Here is a 26,457-nt window from a genome sequence, read left to right as displayed (position 1 = left end):
GGGGCGGGCTCTGCGCTACATTAGGCGTGACAGCCACCCTGCGTGAAATGCATAGTTGTGCGGGACTCCCTCTGTTTTTCTGAGGAATGGCGATGCACTACACCTTGAAGCACCTGCGCTATGTCGAGGCGGCGGAGCGGCATCAGTCGATCACTGCGGCGGCAGAGGCGCTGGCCGTGTCGCCCTCGTCGATCGCCGCGGCGATCACCCATATCGAGGCGCAGACCAGGCAACCGATCTTTTCCCGCGCACCGTCCCGCGGCGTCTCGACGACGCAGTTCGGCCGCCGGTTCCTCGACGAAGTGCGCCTTCTGCTTGGCGCTCAGGCCCAGTTCGACAGCAAGGTCGGGAATCTGGAGCGTGTCGTGGACGGCACCGCGCGGATCGCCTGCTTCACGCCCCTCGCCCCGATCCTGCTGCCGACGATTCTCACGGAAGTCCGGGAGCGGTATCCGGCCTTCCAGATCAACGTGCGCGAGGGTTCGTCGGAAGAGATCGTGCGCGCCGTGGACGAGGGGGAGGCCGATTTCGCCATCTGCTACGGCCCCGTGCAGGAGCTCGTCTATCGCTTCCTGCCGCTGTTCGTCGGCTACCCCCATGTGGCGCTGCCTGCCGCGCACCCGCTGGCGAGCGGCCGCTTCGTGACGCTGGAGCAGCTTGCGCCCGAGCCGCTGGTGGTGCTGGATCTGGAGCTGTCCCGCCGCTACCTCATGGACCTGTTCGCGGCGCGCAATCTCACGCCGAACGTCGTCTATTCCGCGCGGACGACCGACATGATGCGGGCCCTGATCGCGGCCGGCATGGGCTATGCGATCTTCAACGTCCGCCCCATGAGCAAGCAGACCTACGCAACCGGCGACCTGGTCCGGCTGCCGCTTGCGGGCGAGCATGACGCCCCCAGCGCCGGCGTGCTGATGCGGCGGGACGTGGCCCTGTCACCGGTCTGTCAGGCCATCGTCGAGGCCTGCGAGATGCAGGCGATGCGCGGCGATTTCGACCGCGCGTTCATCCGCCCGCACATTCCACAGGAATTCCGAGGGAGCGGAACGTGAAAATGCATTTGATGGAAGTCATGGCAATGCCGAACCTTTGCAGCAGCCACGCCACAAAGAATCGGCGAACCCAACAGGAGATGCAGATGACCTTCAGGACCGGGCTCACCCGTCGCACACTGCTTGCCGGGGCCGCCGCGCTCGCGGCCCTTTCAGCGCCTCTCTCACTTGCGGCGCAGGAGGTCCAGACAGGCGGCACGCTGGTTCTGGCATCGCTGCAGAAGCCTCGCCATCTGAACGCGGCCGTCCAGTCAGGCATCGCCACTGCCGTCCCGGCGGCGCAGATCTTCGCCACGCTGCTGCGTTATGGCGAGACCTTCGAGCCGGAGCCTTACCTCGCCGAAAGCTGGGAATACAGCGACGACGCGAAGACGCTGACGCTGAAGCTGCGCAGCGGCGCCACCTTCCACGACGGCGAGCCGATCACCTCCGAGGACGTGATCTGGTCGCTGGGCGTGACCAAGGAAAACCATCCGTTCTCGACCATGCTGGAGCCGATCGAGAGCATGGAGGCGCCCGATCCGCAGACGGTCGTCATCAACCTGCGCGAGCCGCATCCCGCGCTGCTGCTGGCGCTGTCGGGTCCGCTGACTCCGATCCTGCCCAAGCATGTCTTCGACGACGGGCAGGACATCACCTCGAACCCCAAGAACAACCTTCCGGTCGGCTCGGGTCCGTTCAAGGTGACGCAGTTCGAGCCGGGCCAGCACATCATCCTGGAACGGCATGACGGCTTCTTCCTCGAGGGGCGGCCCTATCTCGACCGGATCGTGATCCGCCAGTATCAGGACGCGAACTCGGGCGTGCTGGCGATGGAATCCGGCGAGGCGCAGATGTTCCCGCTGCTCGACGCGACGCGGCTGATCCGCCGGCTGGAAGGCGCGGGCACCATGGTCGTGACCGATCAGGGTTACGCCGGGATCGGGCCGATCAACTGGCTGGCGTTCAATACGAAGAACCCGGCGCTGTCGGATGTGCGCGTGCGGCAGGCCATCGCTTATGCGATCGACCGCGACTTCGTGGCCAACGCCCTGCATGCCGGGCTGTCGAAGCCGGCGATCGAGCCGGTCGTCCAGAACAGCCCGTTCTTCACCGAGAACGTCGAGCGCTACGACTTCGATCTGGACAAGGCCAACGCTCTGCTGGCCGAGGCGGGCTTCGGCGAGGGCGGGCAGCCGCTGACGCTGCGCATCGACTTCATCCCCGACAACGAGGAACAGCAGCGCGCCGTCGCTGAATACGTCAAGGCCGCGCTTGCCAAAGTGGGCATCGAGGTCAGCGTCCGTTCCTCGCCGGACTTCCCCACATGGGCGCAGCGGATCGCCTCGCATGATTTCGACATGACGATGGATCAGGTCTTCAACTGGGGCGATCCGGTGATCGGCGTGAACCGGACCTATCTCTGCTCGAACATCCGACCGGGCGTCATCTGGTCGAACACCCAGAGCTACTGCAACGAAGAGGTGGACCGGCTGCTGAACGAGGCCGGGGTCGAACCTGATCTGGCAAGGCGGCAGGAGCTTTATGCCGCCGCATTCGGCCAGATCACGCAGGACGCGCCGATCCACTTCATCAACGAGGTGCCCTATCACACCGTCTATTTGCAGGCGGTGCAGAACCCGCCGGTCTCGATCTGGGGCACGATGGGTCCGCTAGATGAGGTCTGGCTGCAGCAGTAGCGGCTGAAGAGGCCCGGGAGGAGGCACGTCACATGTTTAATCGAGTCCTGCGGCAGCTGCTTTATGCAGCCGCCCTGATCCTTGCGGTCCTGGTCCTGAATTTCCTGCTGATCCAGCTTGCGCCGGGCGATCCGGCCCAGGTGATCGCCGGCGAGATGGGCGGCGCGAACGAAGAGGTCATGGCCGCGATCCGGCAGCAATACGGGCTCGACAAGCCCTTGCTGACGCAGCTCGGGCTTTATCTGGGCCGGGCATTGCAGGGCGATCTGGGCATGTCCTACTTCTACAACCGCCCGGTGACCGAACTGATCCTGTCGCGGCTCGGCCCGACGCTGCTGCTGGTGGCGGCCGCGCTCGGCTTTGCGATGATCGTCGGCACCCGGCTCGGGCTGCTGGCGGCCCGCAATCCGCGCGGGTTGTCGTCGGCGGCGGTCACGGTCCTGGCGCTGGTCGGCTATTCCGCGCCGGTGTTCTGGACCGGGCTGATGCTGGTGATCCTGTTCGCCGCGAAGATCCCGCTGTTCCCTGTCGCCGGAATGATCGACGTGGTCAAGCAGGGCGGCCCGCTGATGCGGGCGCTCGACATCGCCCATCATCTCGTACTGCCGGCGCTGACGCTGGGCCTCGTCTATCTGGCGCAATACAGCCGCCTCACCCGCGCCTCGATGCTGGAAGTGCTGGGGGCCGACTATATCCGCACCGCCCGCGCCAAGGGCGTGAGCGAGCGGCGGGTCCTGAACCACCACGCGTTCCGCAACGCGCTTCTGCCGGTGGTGACCGTCGCCGGGATGCAGTTCGGGGCCATCATCTCGGGCGCGGTGCTGGTCGAGACGGTGTTCAGCTGGCCCGGCCTCGGGACGCTGGCATTCCAGTCGATCCTCGCCCGTGACTATCCCACGGTGCTGGGCATCCTGTTCTTCTCCACCCTGATCGTCATCATCGCGAACCTGCTGACCGACTTCGTGTCGCGTCTGCTGGACCCGCGCCTTGCCGGAGGCCGCTGACATGGTCGCGATCACGACAGTTTCCACCCCCACCCCCACCCCCGCACCCGCCGCTCGCGGCCCGATGGCCGAGGCCTGGGGCATCTTCCGCCGCAGCCCCGCCGCGATGCTGGGGCTGGTGATCCTTATCCTCGTCACCCTGATGACCGTGGCCGGGCCGTTCCTCTATCCGGTCGATGCGTTCGAGATCGTCTGGGCGCCGCTCACCCCGCCGGGGCAGGAGGCGAACATCCCGCTGGGCACGGACAACCTCGGCCGGGATACGCTTGCCGGTCTCATCGCCGGAGGCCGCGCCACGCTGGCCGTCGGTTTCGCGGCGGCGGCCATCACGATGGTGATTGGTGTGGTCATCGGCTCGTATGCCGGGTTCTACGGCGGCGGCGTGGACAACCTGCTCATGCGCTTCACCGAGTTTTTCCAGGTCCTGCCGCCGCTGCTGTTCGCGATGGTGGTGGTGACGCTGTTCCAGCCGACGCTGGTGAACGTCGCGCTGGCCATCGGCGTCGTCAGTTGGCCGCAGACCGCGCGCCTGACCCGGTCCGAGTTCCGGCGCATCCGCACGCTGGAATATGTCAGCGCGATGCGGGCGATCGGGGCCAGCAACAGCCATGTCATCTGGCGCGTGATCCTGCCCAACGCGCTGCCGCCGCTGATCGTCTCGGCCACGCTGACCATCGGCATGGCGATCCTGTTCGAGGCGGGGCTGAGCTTCCTCGGCCTGTCGGACCCGAACGTGATGTCCTGGGGGCTGATGATCGGCTCGGGCCGGCAGTATCTTCTGGACGCATGGTGGGTGGTCACGCTGCCCGGCCTGATGATCTTTCTGACCGTTCTGGGTGTCAGCCTCGTCGGCGACGGCCTGAACGACGCCTTCAATCCTCGCATGAGGGAGCGCTGAGCCATGGTCGAACCCGTTCTGGACATCCGCAACCTCAAGGTCGATTTCGCCACCCGCAACGGCGTCGCCCATGTGCTCGACGACATCTCGTTCACCGTCGAGCCGGGCGAACTGCTGGGGATCGTCGGCGAATCCGGTTGCGGGAAAAGCATGACCGCGCTGTCGATCCTCGGGCTGATCCCCTCGCCACCCGGCAAGATCGTCGGCGGCAGCATCAACTTTCAGGGCCGCGACCTGACGAAGCTGTCCCAGGCCGAGATGCGCAAGATCCGTGGCGGCGACATCGCCATGATCTTCCAGGAGCCGATGACCTCTCTGAACCCCGTCTTCACCTGCGGCGAGCAGATCGCCGAGGCGGTGCGGCTTCATCAGGGGGTAAGCCCCAAGGCCGCCCGCGCCCGCGCGGTCGAGATGTTGCGCGCGGTCGGCATCCCCGAGCCCGAGATGCGCGCCGACGCCTATCCGCACCAGCTTTCGGGCGGGATGCGGCAGCGGGTGATGATCGCCATGGCGCTGTCGTGCGAGCCGAAGCTGCTGATCGCGGACGAGCCGACGACCGCGCTGGACGTGACCGTGCAGGCGCAGATATTCGGCCTGCTGGACGATCTGCGGCGCCGCACCGGCACGGCCATCATCCTCATCACCCACGACATGGGCGCCATCGCCGAGATGGCCGACAAGGTCGCGGTGATGTATGCCGGCCGCGTGATCGAGCGCGGCCCCGCCGATGCGGTTCTGGACGATCCCGGCCATCCCTATACGCGCGGCCTGCTGGCCAGCATCCCGCGGATCGATGCCGATCCCGATGCGGACCTGCCCGAGATTCCGGGCATCGTTCCGGCGCTGACCGATCTCGGGCGCGGCTGCGCGTTCGAGCCGCGCTGCAAGCTGGCCGTGGATCGCTGCCGCCTCGCGCAGCCGCCCCATTTCCCGATGTCGTCCGATCATTCGGCCGCCTGCATCCATCTTGAAGGAAGAGTGATCCCGGCATGAACGCACTTCTCTCGGTCCGTGATCTCAAGGTGCATTTCCCCGTCGGCAAGGGCGGCAGCATCCATGCCGTGGACGGGGTCAGCTTCGACATCCCGCGCGGCAAGACCCTGGGCATCGTCGGCGAGTCCGGCTCGGGCAAGACGACCACGGCGCTTGCCGTCATGCGGCTTGCGCCCATCACCGCCGGCAAGGTCGATCTCGACGGGACTCCCGTCAGCAGCATCGAGGGCGAGGAACTGCGCAAGGCGCGGCCCCGGTTCCAGATGGTGTTTCAGGACCCGTTCTCGTCGCTGAACCCCCGCGACCGCGTCGCCAGCATCATCCGCCAGCCGATGGACCTGCTGAATCTCGGCAACCCCGCCGACCGCGATCTTCGCGTCGAGGAGCTGCTGCAACAGGTCGGGCTGCGCCCCGAGCTGAAGTCACTTTATCCGCACCAGTTCTCGGGCGGCCAGCGGCAGCGGATCGGCCTCGCCCGCGCGCTGGCGACCCAGCCTGACCTGATCGTCTTCGACGAGCCGGTTTCGGCGCTGGACGTGGCGGTGCAGGCGCAGGTGCTGAACCTGATCCGGCGGCTTCAGCGGGAAACCGGGCTGACCTATCTGTTCATCAGCCACGATCTGGGCGTGGTCCGCCATATCTGCGACGAGATCGCGGTGATGTATCTGGGTCAGGTGGTGGAAGAGGCCCCCGCGGCCGAGATCTTCGCGTCGCCGCGCCACCCCTACACGCAGGCGCTGATCGCGGCAGCGCCCTCGCTGGCGCCGGAACACCGCCGGCGCGGCGGCGGCGCCAAGCTTCAGGGCGACCCGCCCAGCCCGATCAACCTGCCGAAAGGCTGCCGCTTCGCCTCGCGCTGCCCGATCGCGATCGACCATTGCCGCCACGTCCCGCCGGAACTGCGGCCCATCACCGAAACGCAGATGGCGGCTTGTCATCTCGCTTAGGTCGATGCGGCCGGCGTGAGCGCCGGCATCTGTGCCGGCCCGGATGGGGGCGACCGGCAGTGCCCGACGCCCTGCCAAAACAAACTGACGGCTGCCGGATCGTGCCGGAACCCGGAGGACATATCGGACCTCTGCAAATGCGGGCAAAGCCGAGATCGCGCAGACCGGCCGAGATCGCGGGGGAGAGCCGCAGGCCTTAAGCGGCAAGGGCGCCAGCACCGCCTCGGCCGTGCCGGGTGCCGCCGGGCAGGTCGGGTCCGCCGCATGGCGCATCAGCGCATGGGCCGCGCCCCAAGTATCCGCGAGCCAGCGTTCAGGCCCCAGCCCCGGCACTGCGGCAGGCCCTCATCGCGCGGGCGGGGGGCCAGTGGACTGCCGGACGATCAGGGCGAAATCGACAGCAGTGGCCTCGGGCGTCGGGTCCGCACCCCGACGACTGGCCTCGACGATGCTGTCGGCGGCCATGGCCCCGATCCGGCGGGCCGGCATGCGCACGGTCGTCAGCCCCGGCTCGATGTAAGCCGAGCCCGCGAAATCACCGATTCCGATCACCGACAGCCGGTCGGGAACGGCGACGCCCGCGGCTTGGCAGGCGTAAAGGACGCCGTGGGCGATCACGTCGTTGCCGCACAGCACCGCCGTGGGCGGACCCGCCGCCAGCACGCGGGCCATCGTGTCCTTTGCGGCGCCGATGTCATAGGGGCAGGAGATGATGCGTTCGGGCCGGATGGGGGCATTCGCCGCCGCCGCCTCTTCCAGCGCGCCGGTGAAACGGTCGCGGGCGCGGTCGTTGCGTGCGGTTTCGGGAAACAGCAGGCCGATGTCCCTGTGGCCCAGGTCCAGCAGGTGGCGGATGGCCGTGGCGCCGACCTGCCGGTTGTCGGTCCCGATGCAAGGGATCGACGCATCCGCATGATGATTCCAGATGGCCAGAATCGGGATCGCGCGATCGCGCAGCATGTCGATCGATGTGTCGAGGTGATCCAGCCCTATCAGAACCACTCCATCGATCTTTCGCCGGATCAGCGCGCGGACGATCGGCACCTCGAGCGACAGGTCGTAGCCATGGGTCGCGATCAGCATGGTGCGGCCGTGTTCGTTCAGGCGGCGGGAAAACGATTCGACCATCTCGGAGAATATCGCGTTATCGACCGTCGGCACGATCATCCCGATGGTGCCGGAAAACCCCGGACCGAGCGTCCCCGAGGTCAGATCCTGCTGATACCCCAGTTGCCTCGCAGCCGCCTCGATCTGCTTGCGTGTCTCGGCCGCGACGATCTGGGGCGCGTTGAACGCCCGCGACACGGTGGCGATCGACACGCCCGCGCGTGCCGCGACCTCGACGATACCGGGGGCGCCCCGGCGCGACCGCGTCCGTGTCATACTTCTCTCCTGGGTTCATCCTCCACGGGATGAAAAACGTTGCAAGCTAATTTTCATCTCCTAACCATTGAGTCTCCGCGCGCTCGTCAGCCGATGACAGGTCGATCGCGCCACGGGACGGGGGGATGTCAGAACCATGGAATTCATCGCCTACTTCGGTAACGTGTTTGAACCGACGGCCTTTCTGCTGTTGCTTGGCGGCACGATCGGCGGGCTGATCCTGGGGGCCACGCCGGGGCTGTCGCCCACGATGGCGGTTGCCCTGCTGATCCCGTTCACATTTCAGATGACAGCCGCGCACGGGCTGATCCTGCTGGGCGCGGCTTATACCTCGACCGTCGCGGGGGGCGCGGTCAGCGCGGTGCTGCTGAAGATCCCCGGCGCACCGGCCAACGTCGCGACCTCGCTCGACGGCTACGAGATGGCGAAAAGGGGCGAAGGGGCACGGGCGTTGCACCTGTCCTTCCTGTCCTCGGGCGTAGGGGGCGTCCTGGGGGTGCTTCTGCTGATCTTCCTGACGCCGCTGCTGTCGCGATGGGCGCTGGCCTTCGGCCCGTCGCACCTGTTCTGGCTGGCAATTCTCGGAGTCACGGTGATCGGGTCCCTGGATTCACGATCCTTCGTGAAGGGACTTCTGTCGGGCTGCCTGGGGCTGTGGCTGGCGATGATCGGCTATGACGACATCCAGGGGGCGCAGCGGTTCATCTTTACCGATTCGCTGGCGGGCGGCATCAACTTCATCGCCGCGATGCTGGGCATCTTCGCGGTCCCGCAGGTGCTGGACATGTTCGCCAAGGGGCGCAGCACCGCCGCCGTAGTGTCGATCAAGGTGTCGCCGCAGTCGGTCGGCGATTCGATGCGCGAAATCGGCCGCAGCGGGCGGGCACTGAGCATCGGCACGGTGATCGGCGTGATTGTCGGGCTGATCCCCGGCGTGGGTGGGCAGATCGCGGGGCTGGTCGCCTATGACCAGACGCGCAAGATGTCGCCCCACCGCCGCAAGTTCGGCACCGGCCATTCCGAGGGCGTGATCGCCGCCGAAGCGGCCAACAACGCCATGGTCGGCCCATCGCTCGTGCCCCTGCTGACGCTGTCGATCCCCGGCAGTCCCACGGCGGCCGTCCTGCTGGGCGGACTGCTGATCCACGGTATCTTCCCGGGCAGCGACCTGTTCGACAATCATCCCGACGTTGCCTGGACATTCATCAACTCGATGCTGATCGGGCAGATCATGATGGTGATCTTCGGCATCATGATCGCGTCCTGGGCCGCGAAGATCGCGCGCGCGCCCCAGCCGGTGATGGCCGCGGCCGTGGTGATCCTGGCGATCTTCGGCACCTATTCGGTCCAGCAGTCGATGGACGACGTGTTGATCATGCTGGTGCTGGGCGTCGGGATGTATTTCTTCGAGAAGTTCGGCTTTTCCGCCGCGCCTCTCGTGCTGGGCCTGATCCTTGGCCCCATCGCGGAAGCCAACTTCATCCAGGGCGCGATGATCGCCGAGGCGGGAGACGGCGCGCTTCCCTACTTCTTCGGCGGCGTGATGAACCTGTTCCTGATCGTGCTGATCGTGGCCTCGGTCGGCTACAGCTTCTGGTCGAACGTGGTTCATGCCCGCGACCGGACGGAGGCCCCGCGGCCTGACAACCCCATCGAGGTGACGCCATGACCACGACCACGACCGCCAACCGCATGCAGCACCTGGTGCCGGCTTCAGCCGTGCTGGCGCTGGCCGCGGGGGTGACATTCCTCAGCTTCACCCAGGAACCGGCCGAGGCCTTCCTGTTCCCCCGCGTCATCGCCGTCGCGATGCTCGTGCTCGCGGTCTGGAACTTCGCCCGCGCGGCCTTGGGGCTGGCGCGGGTGGGCAGCGGGGTCAGCCTGCGCCCCTTCCTGAACATCCTGCCGGGGTTGGCCGTGGTGGTGGCGCTGATCTTCGCGGGTCTGACGTTGCTGGGCTTCTACGCGGCCTCGTTCCTGGGGTTTCTGGCGATCTACACGATCTACGACCCTGTTCCCCTGACTCATGGCGGCGGGTGGCTGCGGCGCATCGCGGTGTCCGCGGCCTTCATGATGGTGATCTACGCACTGTTCGCCCGCCTGCTGCAGGTTCAGACGCCGCAAGGACTACTGTTCTGACGCCCACGGACGCCAATCTGACGTCCGCGGTGGCCAACAAGGAGGAGAAGAGACAATGAACGCAAGAACAACGCTTCTGTCGCTGGCCGCAGGCGCCATGCTGGCCTGGCCGGTGGCCGCGGTCGCGCAGGATTATCCCGACCGGCCGGTGTCGGTGATGGTGTCCTATGGCGCGGGCGGGGCGACGGATTTCCAGGCCCGCGTCGTGACCATGGTTTCCGGCGAGGAGGATTACCTCGGCCAGTCGATGGTGATCGTGAACAAGCCCGGCGCCGGGGGGCGCGTGGGCTGGAACTGGTTCGTCCGGCAGGCCCCTGCCGACGGCTATACCCTGGCCGTCTACAACATGCCCCATTTCCTGGCCCAGGCGGTCGAGGGCGGGGTGCAGTTCGACATCGACAGCTTCGAGCCGATCGCCAACTGGGGCGCGGACCCGGCGGTGGTGATCGTCGGCAAGGACAGCCCCTTCAACACGATCGAGGAGTTCGTCACCTATGCCAAGGAAAACCCCGGCAAGCTGACCGTTTCAGGCGCTGGCTTGTTCGTGGGCCACCACATCGCCCTGCTGCAGATGGAACAGGCGGCGGATATCGACCTGGCCTATATCCCGTCCCAGGGTGGTGGGTCCGCCGCCATGACCGCCGTGATCGCAGGCAACGTCATGGCAGGCATCAATAATCTGTCGGATGCTTACCGGGGAATGAAGGCAGGCGATATCAAGGTTCTGGCCGTGGCCGATCTTGAGCGCAGCGCGGAATTCATGCCGGACGTGCCCACACTGATGGAACGGGGCATCGACGTTGACGATACCTCCGTCAACTTCCGCGGGCTTATGGCGCCCAAGGGCACCCCGCCCGAAGTCATCGAGGTTCTGGCCGAAAAAGTGCCCGCCATGTTCAACGAGCCCCGCGTGGCCGAGCAGCTGAAAGCCGGGGGCGCCGAGGTGCGAGTCATGGGCCGCGACGAGGTGCGGGAGATGTGGGACGCGTCACGCGGCGAACTGGAAAAGGTGCTGGAAGGTCTTTGACCGGGCCGTGCCAGCGAGATGGCAGGGCTGCCGCATAAGGGAAAGGAAAGCCGGAATGGCCAAGGATATGGGCGCCGCGGCGCTGTCGGACGAAGAGTTGCTGGTGGACGATCTGGTGGCTCGCGCACGTGCCGCCCAGGCTGCGTTCGAAAAGGATGCCGATCAGGCGCGCTATGACAACGCCGCCGCCGCCGCCGCCTGGGCCTTGATGGAGCCCGTGCGTAATCGCGAGTTGGCCGAGATGGCGGTCACGATGACGGGCCTCGGGAACGTCAGAGACAAGGTCGTCAAGAACCACCGCAAGACGCTGGGACTCTTGCGCGACATTGCTGGCGCGCGCACCCAGGGGATCGTGCGGGAGGATGCCGAGCGCGGCCTCACCATCATCGCCCGTCCCATCGGGGTGGTCGCGGCCATCGTGCCGTCCACCAACCCGGTCGCGACCCCCGCCAACAACGCCATAAACGCGCTGAAATGCGGCAATGCGATCATCCTTGCGCCGTCGCCCAAGGGCGTGGGCGTGTGTGAAAGGCTGGTGGGCTACATCCATGCCGAACTGGACAAGCTCGGCCTGCCGCGTGACCTGGTTCAGATGCTGCCCGCCCCCGCGTCAAAGGCCAAGACGCAGCGACTGATGGAAACCGCGGACCTGCTGGTCGTCACCGGCAGCCAGGACAACGTCCGCCGCGCCTACTCTTCGGGAACGCCCGCGGTGGGGGTCGGGGCGGGGAACGTGTCGGTCATCATCGACGAGACGGCCGACCTTGCCGCGGCGGCCGCGCGCATCACCGCATCCAAGACCTTCGACAACGCCACCTCATGCTCGTCGGAAAACGCGCTGGTGATCGTGGACGCGGTTCACGACAAGGCGATGGCCGCACTGGCAGAAGCGGGCGGCCGAATGGTCGAGGGCGAGGACGCGGGGCGGCTCAAGTCGGCACTGTTCCAGGACGGGGGACTGAACCGCAGCATGATCGCCCGCGACATCGGCCAGGTAATCTCCGAGGCGGGGCTGATCGTTCCCGATCAGGACGATGCCCGGTTCCTGATGATCCCAGGCGAAGGCATCGGGCCGGATCATCCCGAATCGGGCGAAAAGCTGTCGCTTGTGATCACGGTCTACCGCGCCCGCGACTATGACGACGCGGCAGACATCGCCGCCCGGTTGCTGCGGCACCAAGGGGCGGGACATTCCGTCGGCATCCACACCGCCCGCGACGACCGAGCCATCGCGCTGGGTCTGGCGCTGCCTACCTGCCGCGTGATCGTCAACCAGCCCCATTGCTTCGCAACCGGCGGCTCGTTCGAGAACGGGCTGCCATTCTCGCTGTCTATGGGCTGTGGCAGCTGGGGTGGCAATTCGATCGACGAGAACCTGAACTACAGCCACTTCATGAACACGACCAAGGTAGTGCGGCCTATCCCGGCGCGTGAAGTCTCGGTCGAAGATGTTCTGGGCGACTACTGGAAGGTGGCCGGAAAATGAACGCCTCAGAACCCCATGCAGCCATCGGCGGGACGGTCCGCGACCTGATCGACCGGCGGGCCGACCAGACGCCCGACGCCGTCTTCCTGATGGACCCCCGGACGGGCACGTCGGTGACCTATGCCGATCTTGCCCGCAAGGTGCGGGGCTTCGCGGCCGGACTGCGCGCCCGAGGCCTCCGGTCGGGCGACACGGTTGCATTCGCGCTGACCAACGGCCCGCAGTCGGCGCTTGCCATCCTGGGGCTGTTCTATGGCGGCTGGCACGCCACCGCCGTCAACCTGGTCTCTGGAAAGGACATCATCGGCTATGTCCTGGGCCATTCGGAAGCCCGTCTGGTCATCGCGCAGGATGCGACGGCCGCAGCGGTGGCCGAGGCGCAGGCGGATGCGGGACTCTCCGTTCCGGTTCTGGTGCTGACCCCCGACGCCTTTGACCTGCCCGACGACGGCGCCGGTTCGCGCCCCGACGCAGATGACGACGCGCTTCTGATGTACACCTCGGGAACGACCGGGCGGCCAAAGGGGGTGGTGCTGACGCAGGCCAATCTGCTGGCGGGGGGGCAGGCGACGACGCTGGCCCATGCTCTGACGGTGGACGACCGCGCCATGTGCGTGCTGCCCCTTTATCACATCAACGGGCTGATCGTGACCGTGATCGCGCCCCTGGTGTCGGGTGGCAGCGTGGCGATGCCCGACCGCTTTTCCGTTTCGACGTTCTGGGGGGACCTTGCGCGAGCGGGCTGCACCTGGTTTTCGGTTGTGCCGACGCAGATTTCCTACCTGCTGCACGCCAAAGGCGGCGAGGCCGAGGCGGCAGCCGCGCCGCTGCGCTTCGGCCGCTCGGCCTCGGCGCCGCTCTCGCCCGACGTGCAGCAGGCGTTCGAACGGCGCTTCGGCGTGCCCATCGTGGAAACCATGGGCCTCACCGAAACGGCGGCACAGATCCTGTCGAACCCGCTACCGCCGGCGACGCGCAAGATCGGATCGCCGGGCATCCCCTTCGGCAACGAGGTGATGATCGCGAATACAGCTCAGGCCGAGGTGCCGCGCGGCCAGGAAGGCGAGATTCTGGTGCGCGGGCCCAATGTGATGAAGCACTACCTCAAGAACGAGGCTGCGACCGCCGAAGCGCTGACCCGCGACGGTTGGCTGCGGACGGGCGACTTGGGCAGGATGGACCCGGATGGGTATGTCTTCATCACGGGGCGGCTCAAGGAGCTGATCATAAAGGGCGGCGAAAACATCGCCCCACGCGAGATCGACGAGGCGCTTTATACCCATCCCGACATCGTCGAGGCGGCCGCATTCGCCTGTCCCTGCCCCCGCTACGGTCAGCGGATCGAGGCGGCGGTCAAGCTGGTTGAGGGATCGCCGGTCAGCGAACAGGAACTGATCGACGTCTGCCGCGACCGGCTGGGCGCCTACAAGTCCCCCGATCGCATCCATTTCCTGCCCGAATTGCCGAAAGGCCCATCGGGCAAGATCCAGCGCAAGAAGCTCATCGAGATGCTGAACGTCCCGGCCTGAGAGGGGCGAGCAGGTTGGATGAACGCGCTGACCCAGATGCGACGTCGAGTCAGGGGTGTCCCGCCCGGCTTGGCTTCGGTGGATCGGGTCACGCCGCCATGTGCTCCAGCGTGCAGTCCTCGCGATGCGCGTTAACGCAGACCGGGCGGCCCTCGATCCCGTGATGGCGGACGTCGCGCGCGATCTGCGCGGGGGCGTAGAAGCCTCGCCCCGCAGGCAGCGGTCGAGTGCCAGCAGGATGCGTTCACGATCATAGCCGTTGAGGCCCGCAACGGAGGCACCCGCCTTCAGCGCCGGCCCCAGCACGGCCCTCACGGTCGCTCCAAGGCACAAGCGGTGGCGGAGGCGCGGGCGCTGCTGGAGCGCGTGGGAATGAGCCACGAGGAAAACGCCGATCGCCGTCAGCTGTCCGGCGGCCAGCAACAGCGCATAGCGATCGCCCGCGCTCTGGCGATCCAGCCCGGCGGTGACGCACGCGGAAGTCAGGACCACATTTGTGAAACCGTCGGCCTGATCTTGCAGACCGGCCGGACCGGGGACGACCGCGGCAGTCTGGAAACCTGCTTTCCGGCGCTTGAGGATGACAGCGGCTAGCGCACCTCGGCCGACCCAGTGGAATACCTCGGCGGGCCTGTCGCCTGTCCATCCGGCGGCGGATCGACGCCTCCCGTGATGACGCGCATCGTCGCCTGGCGGAACAGAAGCTGCGTGTTGGTCTCGGGCAGGCTGGCGCGGGTCATCAGGCCGACGGGGCCTTCGGTCAGCGCGGTGCCGAATGGCAGGCGGACCAGCCGGCCGTCCGCGATCTCGCGCGCCACCACGCCGGTCGAGATGAACCAGATCGCGTCGCTCTGCCGGGTATAGACCCGGCCGAAGGCGCCCGACACCGTCTCGATCCGGCGCTGGGGGCGCAGCACGCCATGAGCGATCAGCAGCCGCTCGACGAACGGATATATCGCGGCCGCCTCGGTCGGGTAGATGACGGGAAACTCGGCGATCCGGCGCAGGTCGGGATTGTCCAGGATCGGATGGCCCGGCCGGACGACCACGGCCACATCCTCCAGATACAGCTGCGTGAAGCTCAGCCCCTGCATCGTCTCGGGCGCGCCGAGCCGCCCGATCACCACGTCCAGATCGCCCGAGCGCAGAAGTGCCGTCAGATGCCCGTGGCCGCCATCCGCGATGCTCAGCCGCAGATGCGGCGCGGCCCGCTGCAACTCGGCCACGACATCCGGCATCAGCCGCGCCGCGACCGAGGGAAGGGCGCCGACCCGCAGGGACAGCTCGGTCCGACCGCCCTCGTGCGAAAGCCCGGCGAGCCCCTGCGCCAGCGCCGCCAGACCGTTCAGCGCATGACCGTGAAAGAACTCGCCCTGCGGCGTCAGCGAGACGCCGCGCCCGCCGCGGTTCAGCAGGCGCGCGCTCACGATTTCCTCAAGCTCGGTCATGGTGCGGGAAATGGCGGGCTGGGTCAGATACAGCACCTCGGCCGCCCGCTTCAGGCTGCCCTGCCGGACGATCTCGACGAAAGCCTGGACGTGCCTGAGGCGGATCCTGCGGTCCACTACTTACCAATTCCGGTAATCGTCCCCTGTGACTTCTCATTTTACTTGCTGTTCCGGTCAGGTCAACATCGGCGAAGGGAGGATAGCCGTCATGCGCACACAGGTCGCCATCATCGGCGGCGGGCCATCGGGCCTGCTGCTGGGTCAGTTGCTGCACCGCCACGGCATCGAGGCCGTCGTGCTGGAGCGCAAGACGCGGGACTACGTGCTGGGCCGCATCCGCGCGGGCGTGCTGGAAACCGGCCTCGTGCGGCTGATGGAGGAGGCGGGCGTCGCGGGCCGCCTGCACCGCGAGGGCTATGTCCATGACGGCACGCAGGTCGCCTGGGAGGGCGGCATGTTCCACATCGACTTCAAGGAACTGACCGGAACGCCGGTGGTGGTCTATGGCCAGACCGAGGTGACGCGCGACCTTTACGACGCCCGCGAGGCGGCGGGCGCGCAGACCATCTTCGAGGTGGATGATGTCGTGATCCACGACGCCGACACCGACCATCCGCATGTGACCTATACCCGCGCCGGGCTGAGCCACCGCATCGACTGCGATTTCGTCGCCGGTTGCGACGGGTTCCACGGCGTCAGCCGCCAGACCATTCCGCTGAGCGTTCGGCGCGAATACGAAAAGACCTATCCCTTCGGCTGGCTGGGCATCCTGTCGGAAACCCCGCCGGTGCATGACGAACTGATCTATGCCAATTCGGACCGGGGCTTTGCGCTGTGTTCCATGAGGAACGCCAATCTGTCGCGCTATTACATCCAGTGCGCGCTGTCGGATCATACCAGCGACTGGACCGATACGGCGTTCTGGAGCGAACTCCGCCGCCGCCTGCCGGAAAATGTTGCCGACAGCCTCGTCACCAGTCCCTCGATCGAGAAGTCCATCGCCCCGCTGCGGTCCTTCGTGACCGAGCCGATGCGCTGGGGCCGGCTGTTCCTGTGCGGCGACGCCGCCCATATCGTGCCGCCGACCGGAGCCAAGGGCCTGAACACCGCCGCCAGCGACGTGCAGTATCTCTGGAAAGGGCTGGTGCAGTATTATCAGGACAATGACAGCGAAGGTATCGACCGCTATTCCGAAAAGGCGCTGCTGCGCGTCTGGAAGGCGGAACGCTTCAGCTGGTGGTTCAGCGGCTTGCTGCACCGTTACCCGCATATGTCGCCGTTCGATCTGAAGATGCAGCAGGCCGACATCGCCTTCCTGCGTGACAACGAGGCACAACAGCGCGCCTTCGCCGAAAACTATGTCGGGCTGCCCTACTGATGCGCACGATCCAGGCGAACGGGGCGGACCTGCATGTGGCGCTGTCGGGCCCGGAGGGTGGCCCGGCGGTGATGTTCTCGAACTCGCTGGGCACCGACCTGCGGGTCTGGGACGATCTGATCCCGCATCTGCCGCCCGGCCTGCGGCTGCTGCGCTATGACAAGCGCGGCCACGGGCTGTCCGAGGAAACCCCCGGCCCCTACAGCATCGAGACGCTGGCCGATGACGCCGCCGCGCTGATCGCGGCGCTTGGGCTGGGGCGGGTCGTCTTCGTCGGCCTGTCCATCGGCGGGCTGATCGGCCAGTCGCTGGCGGCGCGGCATCCCGATCTGCTGGCGGGACTGGTGATCTCGAACTCGGCCGCGAAGATCGGCGATGCGGCGATGTGGGGCGACCGGATCGCTGCCATCCACGCGAACGGTCTGGCCAGCATCGCCGAGGTGACGATGGAGCGCTGGTTCTCGCCCGCCTTCCGGGCCGAGGGCCGCGACGCGCCCTGGCGGCGGATGCTCGCCCGCCAGCCGCAGGAAGGCTATATCGCCTGCTGCGAGGCCATCGCGGGCGCCGACCTGACCGGGGCCGCCGCCGATCTGCGCCTGCCGGTGCAGGTGATCGCGGGCGCGCGCGACGGCTCGACGCCCCCCGATCTGGTGCGGGCCACCGCGGGCCTGATCCGGGGCGCGCGCTTCGACGTGATCGAAGAGGCCGCGCATATTCCCTGCGTCGAGGCACCCGCCGCCCATGCTGCGATCCTCAGCCGTTTCATGAAGGAGGTCGGCCATGTCTGACCGTTTCGACACCGGCATGACGGTGCGCCGCAGCGTCCTGGGCGACGCCCATGTGGACCGCGCCGATGAGCAGGCCACGGATTTCGACAGGCCGTTCCAGGACCTCATCACCAATTCCGCATGGGGGACCGTCTGGGCCTCGGACGGCATTTCCCGCCGCGAACGCTCGATGCTGACGCTGGCGCTGCTGGCGGCGATGGGCAACTGGGAGGAAATCCCGATGCATATCCGCGCCACCGCCCGCACCGGCGCAAGCCCGCGCGACGTGCAGGAGGCGTTCCAGCATGTCGCCATCTATTGCGGCGTTCCCAAGGCGAACCACGCCCTGAAGATCGCCAAGCAGACCTATGCCGAGATGCAAGAGGAGGAGAGCCGATGATCCCCGCCGAGTATTATCAGCGCGACAGGCGCATCCACCCGGCCGCGCTGACCCCGGACTACAAGACCTCGGTCGCGCGCAGCCCGCGATTCAGCCTCATCAGCCTGCAGGGCTCGCTGTCGGAAATCACCGGACCCACCTTCGGGCACGGCGATATCAGCCCGATCGACAACGACCTGATCAAGAACTGCGCCAAGGACGGCGATCCGGTGGGCGAGCGCATCATCGTCCACGGCCGGGTGCTGGACGAGAACGCGCGCCCGGTCCCGAACACGCTGGTCGAGGTGTGGCAGGCCAATGCCGGCGGCCGCTATCGCCACAAGAAGGACACCTATCTGGCGCCGATCGACCCGAACTTCGGCGGCTGCGGGCGCACGCTGACGGACGAGGACGGGCACTACTTCTTCCGCACGGTCAAGCCGGGCGCCTATCCCTGGCGCAACTGGGTCAACAACTGGCGGCCCGCGCATATCCATGTCTCGGTCTTCGGGGCTGCCTTCTGCCAGCGCCTCATCACGCAGCTTTATTTCGAGGGCGATCCGCTAATTCCGATCTGCCCGATCGTGAACACGATCCCTGATGCCGACGCCATCGACCGGCTGACCGCGAAGCTGGACATGAACGCGGCGGTCCCGTTGGATTGCCTGGCCTATCGCTTCGACATCGTTCTGCGCGGGCGTCGGTCCACGATGTTCGAGAACCGGCTGGAGGGGAACTGACATGAAGATCGTGGATGCGACGGCCAACGCGCCGCAATATCTCAGGGAATCGTCGTCGCAGACGGCTGGCCCCTATGTCCATATCGGACTGGCGCCCGGCGCTGCGGGCTTCAAGATCTTCGATCAGGAACTCGGCTGGGACATCGCCGGCCCGAATGCCAAGGGCGAGCGTATCCGCGTCGAAGGCGTCGTGATCGACGGCACCGGCAGCCCGGTCAAGGACGTGCTGATCGAGGTCTGGCAGGCCAATGCCGAGGGCATCTACGCTCGTCCCGACGCGCCGCGTCCGGTCGAGGAAGGATTCCGCGGCTGGGGCCGTGTCATCACCGATTTCGCGACCGGCGAATGGGGCTTCGACACCGTCAAGCCCGGCCCCGTGAACCCGCGGCGCAAGATGCAGTCGGGCGTGAGCGACCGCGTCCGCGACACCCATCCCGACTGGCTCGGCCGCTCGGACGAGTCGCACGCCCCGATGGCGCCGCATCTGAACCTGTGGATCGTCGCCCGCGGCATCAACATCGGCCTGAACACCCGGATGTATTTCGAGGACGAGGCCGAGGCGAACGCTGACGATCCGGTGCTGAACCTGATCGAATGGGAAAACCGCCGCGCCACGCTGATCGCCAAACGCTCCGAGCGGGACGGCAAGCCGGTCTATCGCTTCGAGATCCGTCTTCAGGGCGAAGACGAAACCGTCTTCTTCGACGTGTGAGCGCCATGACCGGACAACCCTGCATCATCTGCGTCGCCATCACCGGGTCGCTTCCGACCAAGGAAAACAACCCTGCCGTTCCGATCACCGTGGCCGAACAGGTCGAATCCACGCACGAGGCCTTCGAGGCCGGCGCGACCATCGCCCATTGCCACGTCCGCGACGACGAGGGGAAACCCTCGTCGGACCCCGACCGCTTCGCGGCGCTGAAGGAGGGGCTGGAGAAGCATTGCCCCGGCATGATCGTCCAGCTTTCGACCGGCGGGCGCTCGGGGGCGGGGCAGGCGCGGGGCGGGATGCTGCCCCTGCGTCCGGACATGGCGTCGCTGTCGGTCGGCTCGAACAACTTCCCGAACCGCGTCTATGAGAACCCGCCCGACCTGGTGGACTGGCTGGCCGCCGAGATGCTGGCATACGACGTGAAGCCCGAGATCGAGGCGTTCGACCTGTCGCATATCCTGCAGGCCAGGAAGATGGCCGATGACGGGCGGCTGGCGGGCACCCCTTACGTGCAGTTCGTCATCGGGGTGAAGAACGCCATGCCCGCCGACCGTGACGTGTTCGACTATTACATCCGCACCGTGAAGCGGCTGTTCGGCGCGGACGCGCCGTGGTGCGCGGCCGGGATCGGGCCGAACCAGATCGTGCTGAACGAGTGGGCGATCTCCTCCGGCGGGCATGCGCGCACGGGGCTGGAGGACAACGTGCGGCTGGACCGCGACCGGCTGGCGCCGTCCAACGCCGCGCTGGTGAGCCGCGCGGTCGAGCTGTGCGAGAAGCATGAGCGTCCCGTCGCCAGCTGGCAGCAGGCGCGGCAGATCCTCGGACTGCGGATGCCTGCATGATGCTGGCAGGCGGTCTCCTCGGGCAGCTCTACGGCGATGCGGAGATGGCGGCGGTCCTGTCGGACCGGGCCGCGATCGCCGCCATGCTGCGGGTCGAGGTGGCGCTGGCCCGCGCGCAGGCCGATCTGGGGGTGATCCCGGCCGAGGCCGCCGAGGCCATCGCCGCCGCCGCAGACGGCCTCGACCCCGATCCGGCCGCGCTGGCCGGGGAGGTCGCCAAGGCGGGCATCACCGCGCAGCCCGTCATCAAGGCGCTGAAGCAGGCCGCTGGCGATTGCGGCAGCTTCGCCCATTACGGCGCCACCTCGCAGGACATCGTGGATACAGGGCTGGCGCTGCAACTGACGCAGGCGCTGGACCTGCTGGCCTCGCGCCTCAGGGCGCTGGAGGATGCGCTGGGTCGGAAGGCGGCGGACCATGCCACCCTTTCGATCCCCGCGCGCACCCGCCATCAGATCGCCGCGCCCATCACGCTTGGCGCGAAGATCGCCGTCTGGCGCGGGATGCTGGCCCGCAATCTTGAGCGGCTGGAGCAGTTGCGCCCGCGCGTGCTGCTGGTGTCGCTGCATGGCGCGGCGGGGACCGAGGCGGCCTTCGCGGGCCATGGCCCGGCGCTGCGCGCGGCCCTGGCCGAGGCGCTGGCCTTGGGCCTGCCCGACGGGCCGTGGCATTCCGCCCGCGATGGCATGGCGGAACTGGCGGGATGGCTGTCGCTGGTCACAGGCGCCCTGGGCAAGATGGGCCTCGACCTGGTCCAGCTCGGCCAGAGTGAGATCGGCGAGGTTGCGGCGGGATCGGGCGGCGGGTCATCCACCATGCCGCAAAAGGCCAACCCCGTCGCGGGCGAGGCGCTGGTCAGCCTCGCGCGGCTGAACGCGGGCGATCTGGCGGGGATGCATCAGGCGCTGATCCACGCGCAGGAACGCGACGGCATGGCGCTGGGGCTGGAGTGGAATATCCTGCCCGCGATGCTGGAACGCACCGCCGCCGCGCTGCGGATCGGGGGCGACCTGGCCGAAAGCCTCACGCCGCAACCCGGCCGGATCGCGGCGACCTTCGCCGCCGACCGCGGCCGGATGGGGGCCGAGGCGGCAGGCTTCCTGCTGTCGGCGACCATGCCGCGCCCCGAGGCGCTGCGCCTCGTCGCCGAAGCCTTGGCGCTGGTGCAGGCGGACAAGGCCCCGACGCTAGCCGATGCGCTGGCCCGGCTGCGGCCGGACCGCGACTGGAAGGGGGCCCTCGCCCCCGAAGAACTGACCGGCGCCGCGCCCGACCAGGCGCGCGCCCACCCGGAACACTCGAAATCCAAAAGGGAGGATCAACCACGATGAAAACTTTCGCACTGACGGCGCTCGCCACGCTGTCGCTGACCGGCGCGGCCATGGCCGCCGACGTCACGCTGCGCGTCCACCACTTCCTGTCGGCCGACGCGCCGATGCATACCGAGGTGCTGGTCCCTTGGGAGGCGGCGGTCGAGGAGCAGTCGGGCGGCCGCATCGACGTGCAGCTGTTCCCCTCGATGCAGCTGGGCGGCAAGCCGCCGCAGCTGTTCGACCAGGCCCGCGACGGGATCGTGGACATCTCATGGACGCTGCTCGGCTACACGCCCGGCCGCTTCCCCATCGCCGAGGTGTTCGAACTGCCCTTCCTGTCGGGCACAGCCGTCCAGACCACCACGGCCCTGCAGGAGTTCCAGGCCAAGTATCTCGCCGACGAGATGGGGCAGGTGAAGCCGCTGCTGCTGCACGCGCCCGCCGGCTACAAGTTCCACATGCGGACCGGCCCGATCACCTCGCTGGAGGATCTGAGGGGCAAGAAGATCCGCGCGCCGTCCCGCGCCATGACCGACGCGCTGAACGCGCTGGGCGCGACGGCGGTAGGGATGCCGGTGCCCGAGGTGGCGCAGGCCCTGACCACCGGCGTCATCGACGGCGCGCAGATCCCGTGGGAAGTCGTGGGCTCCCTTCGGATCGAGGAGATCACCGACGCCCATACCGAGATCGGCAGCGAGAACGGCGGCATGTCCACGGCCGTCATGGCGCTGGTGATGAACCAGGCCAAATATGACAGCCTGCCGGACGACCTGAAGAAGGTGATCGACGACAACTCGGGCGCGACCCTCGCCACGATGGCGGGCGAGGCCTTCGACCGCGTCGAGGCCGAGGAGCGCCAGAAGTTCCTGGACGCCGGCGCCCAGATCAACGTCATCCCCGCCGACCAGCTGGAGCCGTGGCGCACGGCGGTGCAGCCGGTGGTCGATGCGTGGGTCCAGTCGATGACCGACAAGGGCCTGGACGGGCAGGCGATGCTGGACGACGCCAAGGCCATGCTGGCCGCGGCGGGCGCGCAGTAAGCCGGAGGGGGCGACATGACCGAAGCCGACACACTCACCGAACATCCCCATCCGGTGCCCGTGCCCGGCTGGCTGGTCGCCCTCTGCCGCTGGTTCGCGACAATCGGGGGCATCGCGCTGATGACGATGATGCTGATGACGGTGCTCAGCGTCACGCTGCGCACCGTCATGGGCGCGCCGATCCCCGGCGACTTCGAGATGGTCGAGATACTCTCGGCCATCACGGTCTTCTGCTTCCTGCCGTGGTGCCAGATCGTGGGCGGCAACGTGCTGGTGGATTTCTTCACCATGAAGGCCGGACCGCGCACCAACCACGCGCTCGAGGCGGTGGGCGACCTCGCTTATCTGGCGATCGGGGCGCTGCTGACGTGGCGGCTGTGGCACGGCGCGACGGATTTCTTCAGCTACGGGGAAAGCTCGATGGTGCTGCGCATTCCGATCTGGTGGAGCTTCGTCATCATCATGCCGGCCATGGCGCTGCTGATCGTGACGACCTTCTTCACGCTGCTCGGGCATATCAGGAAGGCACAGGCATGACCGGGATCGCCGCCGGGCTGACGGGTTTCGCGGTGCTGCTGGCGCTGATGGCCATCCGCATCCCCATCGCCGTGGCCATGCTGGCCACCGGCATCGCCGGATACGGGCTGGTCAGCGGCTGGATGCCGCTGATGGCCTTCCTGAAGACCAACACCTATTACCAGTTCTCGACCTACTCGCTGTCGGTCATCCCGCTGTTCGTGCTGATGGGCGAGTTCGCCACCCATGCGGGGATGAGCCGCGCGCTTTACCGTGCTGCGGCGGCCTTCCTGGGGCATCGGCGCGGCGGGCTGGCGATGGCATCGATCGGCGGCTGCGCGGCCTTCGGCGCGATCTGCGGCAGTTCGCTGGCGACGGCGGCGACCATGGGCCAGGTCGCCCTGCCCGAGATGCGGCGCTACAACTATTCGGGCGCGCTCGCCACCGGGTCGCTGGCGGCGGGCGGCACGCTGGGCATCCTGATCCCGCCCTCGGTGATCCTCGTCCTCTACGCGCTGATGACGGAGCAGAGCATCGCCAAGATGTTCGTCGCCGCCATGATCCCCGGCATCATCGCCGCCCTTGGCTACATGCTGGCGGTGGCGGTCTATGTGCGCCTGAACCCCGCGGCCGGTCCCGCCGCGGAACGGTCCAGCCGGGCCGAACGGCTGGCGTCGCTGAAGGAGACGTGGTCCATCATCCTGATCTTCGGCCTCGTCATCGTGGGGATGTATCGCGGCTGGTTCACGCCCACCGAGGGCGCGGCGGTGGGCGCGTTCGGCACCTTCGTGCTGGCCGTCCTGCATGGCGGGCTGAGGCTGCCGGGGCTGGTCGAATGCCTGATGGGAACGGCGAGAACCTCGGCCATGATCTTCCTCATCATGCTGGGGGCCGAGATGTTCAACGCCTTCCTGTCGGCGACGCAGACCCCGATGCTCGCCTCGCAGATGATCGTGGAGGCCGGGCTGTCGCCCATGATGGTGCTGCTGGCGATCCTGCTCCTGTATATGGCGATGGGCTGCGTGATGGACTCGATGTCCATGCTGCTGCTGACGATCCCGATCTTCTACCCGATCGTCGCGGGCCTCGATTTCGGCATGAGCCGCGAGGATACGCTGATCTGGTTCGGCATCCTCGCGGTGGTCGTTGTCGAGGTCGGGCTGATCACCCCGCCAGTCGGCATGAACGTGTTCGTCATCAACGGCATGGCCCGCGACGTGCCGATGTGGGAGAGCTTCAAGGGCGTGACGCCCTTCCTGATCTCGGACGTGCTGCGGATCGTGCTGCTGATCCTGTTCCCGGTGATAAGCTTGGGACTGGTCCGGGCGCTCAGTTGAACCGGCCGGGAGAAAACGGGCCGCCGCATCCCCGGCGGTGCGGCGGCCTTGTCGTTTCTATGGTTTCCTACCCTCGCGCAGGGATGGGGTAGGGCTGGTCAGCCCCGAGCGGCCATTTCTTTCAGGCGGTGTTTCGTCACCTTTCCCGACCCGGTGCGGTGGCTGCTCGGTGACGATGCGGAACTGCCGGGACATCTCGTATCGGGGGACGGCGCGTTCGCAACGCACGTCAGCTCGCTGGCATCAGGCGTGCCGCCGGGGACGGGAGGGCGCAGCCGACCTCACCCTCGGGGCGGACAAGGGATACGACAGCGCCGGCGATGTCGCCGATCTTCCAGACGCCTGTGCGACCCCACATGCACATTCCGAGCACTCCCATGGCGCTCCGGCTACTTCGAGAATCCCCCCGCTGAGCACACTGTGACTTGCCTGACAGCAAGGCCCGCCCTAGATGATGCTGCACAAGGAACGCCGTGCGGGCCGATGGTCATATGGCTCAAGCTCGAGGGCGTTGATGGTGACATCTTCCGACGACACGCCGGCCGCGCAGGTGCGTTCGGCCAAGGACTGGGCGCGGATCCTGGCGAAGTATCGCGAGCCTTGCACGCGCCGCAGCATCCTGGAACTCCTTGTCACGCTGGTGCCCTTTGCGCTGCTCTGGACGCTCGCATGGGCGTCGATGTCGATCAGCTACTGGCTGACGCTCGGGATCGCGATCCTGAACGGCCTGTTCCTGGTGCGGATATTCTGCATCCAGCATGACTGCGGGCATGCTTCGTTCTTTCACAGCCGCAGGGCGCAGGACTGGGTCGGCCGGTGTCTCGGGGTGCTGACGCTGACGCCCTATGACGTCTGGCGCCGGACCCATTCCATGCACCACGCGCAGCACGGCAATCTCGACCAGCGCGGCATCGGCGACGTGATGACACTGACGGTCGCCGAATACCGCGCGCGGAGCCGCTTCGGCAGGCTGCTGTATCGCTTCTACCGTCACCCGGTCGTTCTCTTCGGAGTGACGCCGAGCTACCTGTTCCTGCTCCAGAACCGCCTGCCGCTCGGGTTGATGAAATCCGGCCGGCGCTACTGGATCTCCGCGATGGGGACGAATGCCATGATCGCCGTCGCGCTCGCGCTGGTGATCTGGTCGGGTGGGCTGATGCCGGTGCTGCTGATCTATATTCCCACGGTCGTCGTCGCCGCCACGATCGGGGTCTGGCTGTTCTACGTCCAGCACCAGTTCGAGGAGACCCACTGGGCCGAGAGCGACACCTGGCAGTTGCACGAAGCGGCGCTGGCCGGGTCTTCGCATTACGTGCTGCCCACGCCGCTGCGCTGGATTTCCGCCAATATCGGCATCCATCATGTGCATCATCTCTACAGCCGCATTCCGTTCTATCGCTTGCCCGAGATACTGCATGACCACGCCGAACTCGCCTCCGCCCAGAGGCTGACCCCGTGGGAGAGCCTGCGCTCGGTGAACCTGCATCTGTGGGACGAAAAGCTGAGCCGCCTCACGTCGTTCCGCGAAGCGCGGCGGCGCTATGGGCCGGCGTAGGGTTCGGAAGTCCAAGGGTCGGACTGACGCGGCAATCTGCTGAATTCATTCCGGTTGCGCGACGGGCGGCCGTTGCTGAATCAGCTAGGTCGGAACGTGAACAGGAGGGGCCTGAGGAGCGGTTGTTTCTGGCTCACAGGGCGCAGATGTAGCGGCTGCGGCTGTTCGTTCCGAAGAGCGGAGGCAAGCCGCGGGCCGATGACCGGCAGGCGCCGAGCGCGATCATCTACATCAGGAAGATCGGTTCCCGTGGAAGGACGCCCCTTCAGTCCACGGGCCGCCCAAGACGC

Annotated in this window: 25 protein-coding genes; 23 read left to right on the top strand and 2 right to left on the bottom strand. The window is 67.1% G+C overall.

Going from position 1 to position 26,457, the window contains the following annotated elements; genetic code table 11:
* Nucleotides 1–92: 92 nt before the first annotated feature.
* The 6 genes from KTN05_RS12440 to KTN05_RS12415 all read left to right on the top strand — a co-directional run bounded on the left by KTN05_RS12440 (nucleotide 93) and on the right by KTN05_RS12415 (nucleotide 6,573).
* Nucleotides 93–1,052, top strand: coding sequence for a LysR family transcriptional regulator (locus tag KTN05_RS12440; protein ID WP_217329733.1), 960 nt, complete (start codon nucleotides 93–95; stop codon nucleotides 1,050–1,052).
* Between the two features lie 86 nt (nucleotides 1,053–1,138).
* Nucleotides 1,139–2,731: an ABC transporter substrate-binding protein gene (locus KTN05_RS12435; RefSeq protein WP_254368178.1), complete on the top strand. Its 1,593-nt coding sequence runs from the start codon at nucleotides 1,139–1,141 to the stop codon at nucleotides 2,729–2,731.
* A gap of 32 nt (nucleotides 2,732–2,763) precedes the next feature.
* Complete coding sequence (locus tag KTN05_RS12430; RefSeq protein WP_217329731.1) at nucleotides 2,764–3,735, top strand: ABC transporter permease; 972 nt, start codon at nucleotides 2,764–2,766, stop codon at nucleotides 3,733–3,735.
* 64 nt (nucleotides 3,736–3,799) lie between these two features.
* Entirely contained in the window at nucleotides 3,800–4,633 is an 834-nt protein-coding gene (locus tag KTN05_RS12425) for an ABC transporter permease (protein WP_217329748.1), read from the top strand.
* A gap of 3 nt (nucleotides 4,634–4,636) precedes the next feature.
* A complete protein-coding gene (locus KTN05_RS12420; RefSeq protein ID WP_217329730.1) occupies nucleotides 4,637–5,626 on the top strand; it encodes an ABC transporter ATP-binding protein in 990 nt (329 codons plus the stop codon).
* Entirely contained in the window at nucleotides 5,623–6,573 is a 951-nt protein-coding gene (locus tag KTN05_RS12415) for an ABC transporter ATP-binding protein (protein WP_217329729.1), read from the top strand. Before KTN05_RS12420 ends, KTN05_RS12415 begins: the two co-directional genes overlap by 4 nt.
* 345 nt (nucleotides 6,574–6,918) lie before the next feature.
* On the opposite strand, the gene KTN05_RS12410 is transcribed toward KTN05_RS12415, so the two are convergent.
* Nucleotides 6,919–7,956 (bottom strand): substrate-binding domain-containing protein, encoded by a 1,038-nt coding sequence (locus tag KTN05_RS12410; protein ID WP_217329728.1) that lies wholly within the window; start codon nucleotides 7,954–7,956, stop codon nucleotides 6,919–6,921.
* Nucleotides 7,957–8,092: 136 nt separating this feature from the next.
* On the opposite strand from KTN05_RS12410, the gene KTN05_RS12405 reads away from it, so the two are divergent.
* The 6 genes from KTN05_RS12405 (at nucleotide 8,093) to KTN05_RS18565 (ending at nucleotide 14,731) form a co-directional block, all read left to right on the top strand.
* The gene (locus tag KTN05_RS12405; RefSeq protein WP_217329727.1) at nucleotides 8,093–9,625 is read left to right on the top strand and encodes a tripartite tricarboxylate transporter permease; all 1,533 of its coding nucleotides are present in this window, start codon (nucleotides 8,093–8,095) and stop codon (nucleotides 9,623–9,625) included.
* Nucleotides 9,622–10,095 (top strand): tripartite tricarboxylate transporter TctB family protein, encoded by a 474-nt coding sequence (locus KTN05_RS12400; RefSeq protein WP_217329726.1) that lies wholly within the window; start codon nucleotides 9,622–9,624, stop codon nucleotides 10,093–10,095. Before KTN05_RS12405 ends, KTN05_RS12400 begins: the two co-directional genes overlap by 4 nt.
* 55 nt (nucleotides 10,096–10,150) lie before the next feature.
* Nucleotides 10,151–11,122 carry a tripartite tricarboxylate transporter substrate binding protein gene (locus tag KTN05_RS12395; protein WP_217329725.1) on the top strand — a complete coding sequence of 324 codons (972 nt, stop codon included), beginning with the start codon at nucleotides 10,151–10,153 and terminating at the stop codon, nucleotides 11,120–11,122.
* A 55-nt stretch (nucleotides 11,123–11,177) separates the two neighbouring features.
* Nucleotides 11,178–12,608 (top strand): aldehyde dehydrogenase family protein, encoded by a 1,431-nt coding sequence (locus KTN05_RS12390; protein ID WP_254368177.1) that lies wholly within the window; start codon nucleotides 11,178–11,180, stop codon nucleotides 12,606–12,608.
* Complete coding sequence (locus KTN05_RS12385; protein ID WP_217329724.1) at nucleotides 12,605–14,137, top strand: AMP-binding protein; 1,533 nt, start codon at nucleotides 12,605–12,607, stop codon at nucleotides 14,135–14,137. Before KTN05_RS12390 ends, KTN05_RS12385 begins: the two co-directional genes overlap by 4 nt.
* Before the next feature lie 249 nt (nucleotides 14,138–14,386).
* Complete coding sequence (locus KTN05_RS18565; protein WP_217329746.1) at nucleotides 14,387–14,731, top strand: ATP-binding cassette domain-containing protein; 345 nt, start codon at nucleotides 14,387–14,389, stop codon at nucleotides 14,729–14,731.
* Here KTN05_RS18565 and pcaQ read toward each other — a convergent pair.
* On the bottom strand, nucleotides 14,728–15,702 hold the full coding sequence (pcaQ, locus tag KTN05_RS12375) for a pca operon transcription factor PcaQ (protein ID WP_217329723.1): 975 nt from the start codon (nucleotides 15,700–15,702) through the stop codon (nucleotides 14,728–14,730). The genes KTN05_RS18565 and pcaQ overlap by 4 nt on opposite strands.
* 91 nt (nucleotides 15,703–15,793) lie before the next feature.
* Here pcaQ and pobA point away from each other — a divergent pair, with 91 nt between their 5' ends.
* The 11 genes from pobA (at nucleotide 15,794) to KTN05_RS12320 (ending at nucleotide 26,167) form a co-directional block, all read left to right on the top strand.
* Entirely contained in the window at nucleotides 15,794–16,963 is a 1,170-nt protein-coding gene (gene pobA, locus KTN05_RS12370; protein WP_217329722.1) for a 4-hydroxybenzoate 3-monooxygenase, read from the top strand.
* Nucleotides 16,963–17,751, top strand: a complete 789-nt coding sequence (gene pcaD / locus KTN05_RS12365) for a 3-oxoadipate enol-lactonase (RefSeq protein WP_217329721.1) — start codon at nucleotides 16,963–16,965, stop codon at nucleotides 17,749–17,751. Before pobA ends, pcaD begins: the two co-directional genes overlap by 1 nt.
* Nucleotides 17,744–18,130, top strand: coding sequence for a 4-carboxymuconolactone decarboxylase (gene pcaC, locus KTN05_RS12360; RefSeq protein ID WP_217329720.1), 387 nt, complete (start codon nucleotides 17,744–17,746; stop codon nucleotides 18,128–18,130). The genes pcaD and pcaC overlap by 8 nt, the downstream gene beginning before the upstream one ends.
* The gene (gene pcaH / locus KTN05_RS12355) at nucleotides 18,127–18,849 is read left to right on the top strand and encodes a protocatechuate 3,4-dioxygenase subunit beta (protein WP_217329719.1); all 723 of its coding nucleotides are present in this window, start codon (nucleotides 18,127–18,129) and stop codon (nucleotides 18,847–18,849) included. Before pcaC ends, pcaH begins: the two co-directional genes overlap by 4 nt.
* Before the next feature lies 1 nt (nucleotide 18,850).
* Nucleotides 18,851–19,561, top strand: coding sequence for a protocatechuate 3,4-dioxygenase subunit alpha (locus KTN05_RS12350; protein WP_217329718.1), 711 nt, complete (start codon nucleotides 18,851–18,853; stop codon nucleotides 19,559–19,561).
* Between the two features lie 5 nt (nucleotides 19,562–19,566).
* Nucleotides 19,567–20,406, top strand: coding sequence for a 3-keto-5-aminohexanoate cleavage protein (locus KTN05_RS12345; RefSeq protein ID WP_217329717.1), 840 nt, complete (start codon nucleotides 19,567–19,569; stop codon nucleotides 20,404–20,406).
* Complete coding sequence (locus KTN05_RS12340) at nucleotides 20,403–21,737, top strand: lyase family protein (protein ID WP_217329716.1); 1,335 nt, start codon at nucleotides 20,403–20,405, stop codon at nucleotides 21,735–21,737. Before KTN05_RS12345 ends, KTN05_RS12340 begins: the two co-directional genes overlap by 4 nt.
* The gene (locus KTN05_RS12335; protein ID WP_217329715.1) at nucleotides 21,734–22,759 is read left to right on the top strand and encodes a TRAP transporter substrate-binding protein; all 1,026 of its coding nucleotides are present in this window, start codon (nucleotides 21,734–21,736) and stop codon (nucleotides 22,757–22,759) included. Before KTN05_RS12340 ends, KTN05_RS12335 begins: the two co-directional genes overlap by 4 nt.
* 15 nt (nucleotides 22,760–22,774) lie before the next feature.
* On the top strand, nucleotides 22,775–23,296 hold the full coding sequence (locus KTN05_RS12330) for a TRAP transporter small permease (protein WP_217329714.1): 522 nt from the start codon (nucleotides 22,775–22,777) through the stop codon (nucleotides 23,294–23,296).
* Nucleotides 23,293–24,612 carry a TRAP transporter large permease gene (locus KTN05_RS12325; protein ID WP_217329713.1) on the top strand — a complete coding sequence of 440 codons (1,320 nt, stop codon included), beginning with the start codon at nucleotides 23,293–23,295 and terminating at the stop codon, nucleotides 24,610–24,612. The genes KTN05_RS12330 and KTN05_RS12325 overlap by 4 nt, the downstream gene beginning before the upstream one ends.
* 514 nt (nucleotides 24,613–25,126) lie before the next feature.
* Nucleotides 25,127–26,167, top strand: coding sequence for a fatty acid desaturase (locus KTN05_RS12320; protein WP_217329712.1), 1,041 nt, complete (start codon nucleotides 25,127–25,129; stop codon nucleotides 26,165–26,167).
* The last annotated feature ends 290 nt before the right edge of the window (nucleotides 26,168–26,457 follow it).

Origin of the sequence: Paracoccus sp. Z118, assembly GCF_019061185.1 — a bacterium.
In the GTDB taxonomy this organism is placed as follows: Bacteria; Pseudomonadota; Alphaproteobacteria; order Rhodobacterales; family Rhodobacteraceae; genus Paracoccus.
The sequence above is the reverse complement of the archived record's forward strand: the minus strand, read 5'-3'. Positions and strand labels throughout refer to the sequence as shown.

Bases quoted from the DNA above. Each gene is read 5' to 3' on its own strand.
- KTN05_RS12440 (WP_217329733.1), top strand. From the start codon at position 93: ATGCACTACACCTTGAAGCACCTGCGCTATGTCGAGGCGGCGGAGCGG.
- KTN05_RS12435 (WP_254368178.1), top strand. From the start codon at position 1,139: ATGACCTTCAGGACCGGGCTCACCCGTCGCACACTGCTTGCCGGGGCC.
- KTN05_RS12430 (WP_217329731.1), top strand. From the start codon at position 2,764: ATGTTTAATCGAGTCCTGCGGCAGCTGCTTTATGCAGCCGCCCTGATC.
- KTN05_RS12425 (WP_217329748.1), top strand. From the start codon at position 3,800: ATGGCCGAGGCCTGGGGCATCTTCCGCCGCAGCCCCGCCGCGATGCTG.
- KTN05_RS12420 (WP_217329730.1), top strand. From the start codon at position 4,637: ATGGTCGAACCCGTTCTGGACATCCGCAACCTCAAGGTCGATTTCGCC.
- KTN05_RS12415 (WP_217329729.1), top strand. From the start codon at position 5,623: ATGAACGCACTTCTCTCGGTCCGTGATCTCAAGGTGCATTTCCCCGTC.
- KTN05_RS12410 (WP_217329728.1), bottom strand. From the start codon at position 7,956: ATGACACGGACGCGGTCGCGCCGGGGCGCCCCCGGTATCGTCGAGGTC.
- KTN05_RS12405 (WP_217329727.1), top strand. From the start codon at position 8,093: ATGGAATTCATCGCCTACTTCGGTAACGTGTTTGAACCGACGGCCTTT.
- KTN05_RS12400 (WP_217329726.1), top strand. From the start codon at position 9,622: ATGACCACGACCACGACCGCCAACCGCATGCAGCACCTGGTGCCGGCT.
- KTN05_RS12395 (WP_217329725.1), top strand. From the start codon at position 10,151: ATGAACGCAAGAACAACGCTTCTGTCGCTGGCCGCAGGCGCCATGCTG.
- KTN05_RS12390 (WP_254368177.1), top strand. From the start codon at position 11,178: ATGGCCAAGGATATGGGCGCCGCGGCGCTGTCGGACGAAGAGTTGCTG.
- KTN05_RS12385 (WP_217329724.1), top strand. From the start codon at position 12,605: ATGAACGCCTCAGAACCCCATGCAGCCATCGGCGGGACGGTCCGCGAC.
- pobA (WP_217329722.1), top strand. From the start codon at position 15,794: ATGCGCACACAGGTCGCCATCATCGGCGGCGGGCCATCGGGCCTGCTG.
- pcaD (WP_217329721.1), top strand. From the start codon at position 16,963: ATGCGCACGATCCAGGCGAACGGGGCGGACCTGCATGTGGCGCTGTCG.
- pcaC (WP_217329720.1), top strand. From the start codon at position 17,744: ATGTCTGACCGTTTCGACACCGGCATGACGGTGCGCCGCAGCGTCCTG.
- pcaH (WP_217329719.1), top strand. From the start codon at position 18,127: ATGATCCCCGCCGAGTATTATCAGCGCGACAGGCGCATCCACCCGGCC.
- KTN05_RS12350 (WP_217329718.1), top strand. From the start codon at position 18,851: ATGAAGATCGTGGATGCGACGGCCAACGCGCCGCAATATCTCAGGGAA.
- KTN05_RS12345 (WP_217329717.1), top strand. From the start codon at position 19,567: ATGACCGGACAACCCTGCATCATCTGCGTCGCCATCACCGGGTCGCTT.
- KTN05_RS12340 (WP_217329716.1), top strand. From the start codon at position 20,403: ATGATGCTGGCAGGCGGTCTCCTCGGGCAGCTCTACGGCGATGCGGAG.
- KTN05_RS12335 (WP_217329715.1), top strand. From the start codon at position 21,734: ATGAAAACTTTCGCACTGACGGCGCTCGCCACGCTGTCGCTGACCGGC.
- KTN05_RS12330 (WP_217329714.1), top strand. From the start codon at position 22,775: ATGACCGAAGCCGACACACTCACCGAACATCCCCATCCGGTGCCCGTG.
- KTN05_RS12325 (WP_217329713.1), top strand. From the start codon at position 23,293: ATGACCGGGATCGCCGCCGGGCTGACGGGTTTCGCGGTGCTGCTGGCG.
- KTN05_RS12320 (WP_217329712.1), top strand. From the start codon at position 25,127: ATGGTGACATCTTCCGACGACACGCCGGCCGCGCAGGTGCGTTCGGCC.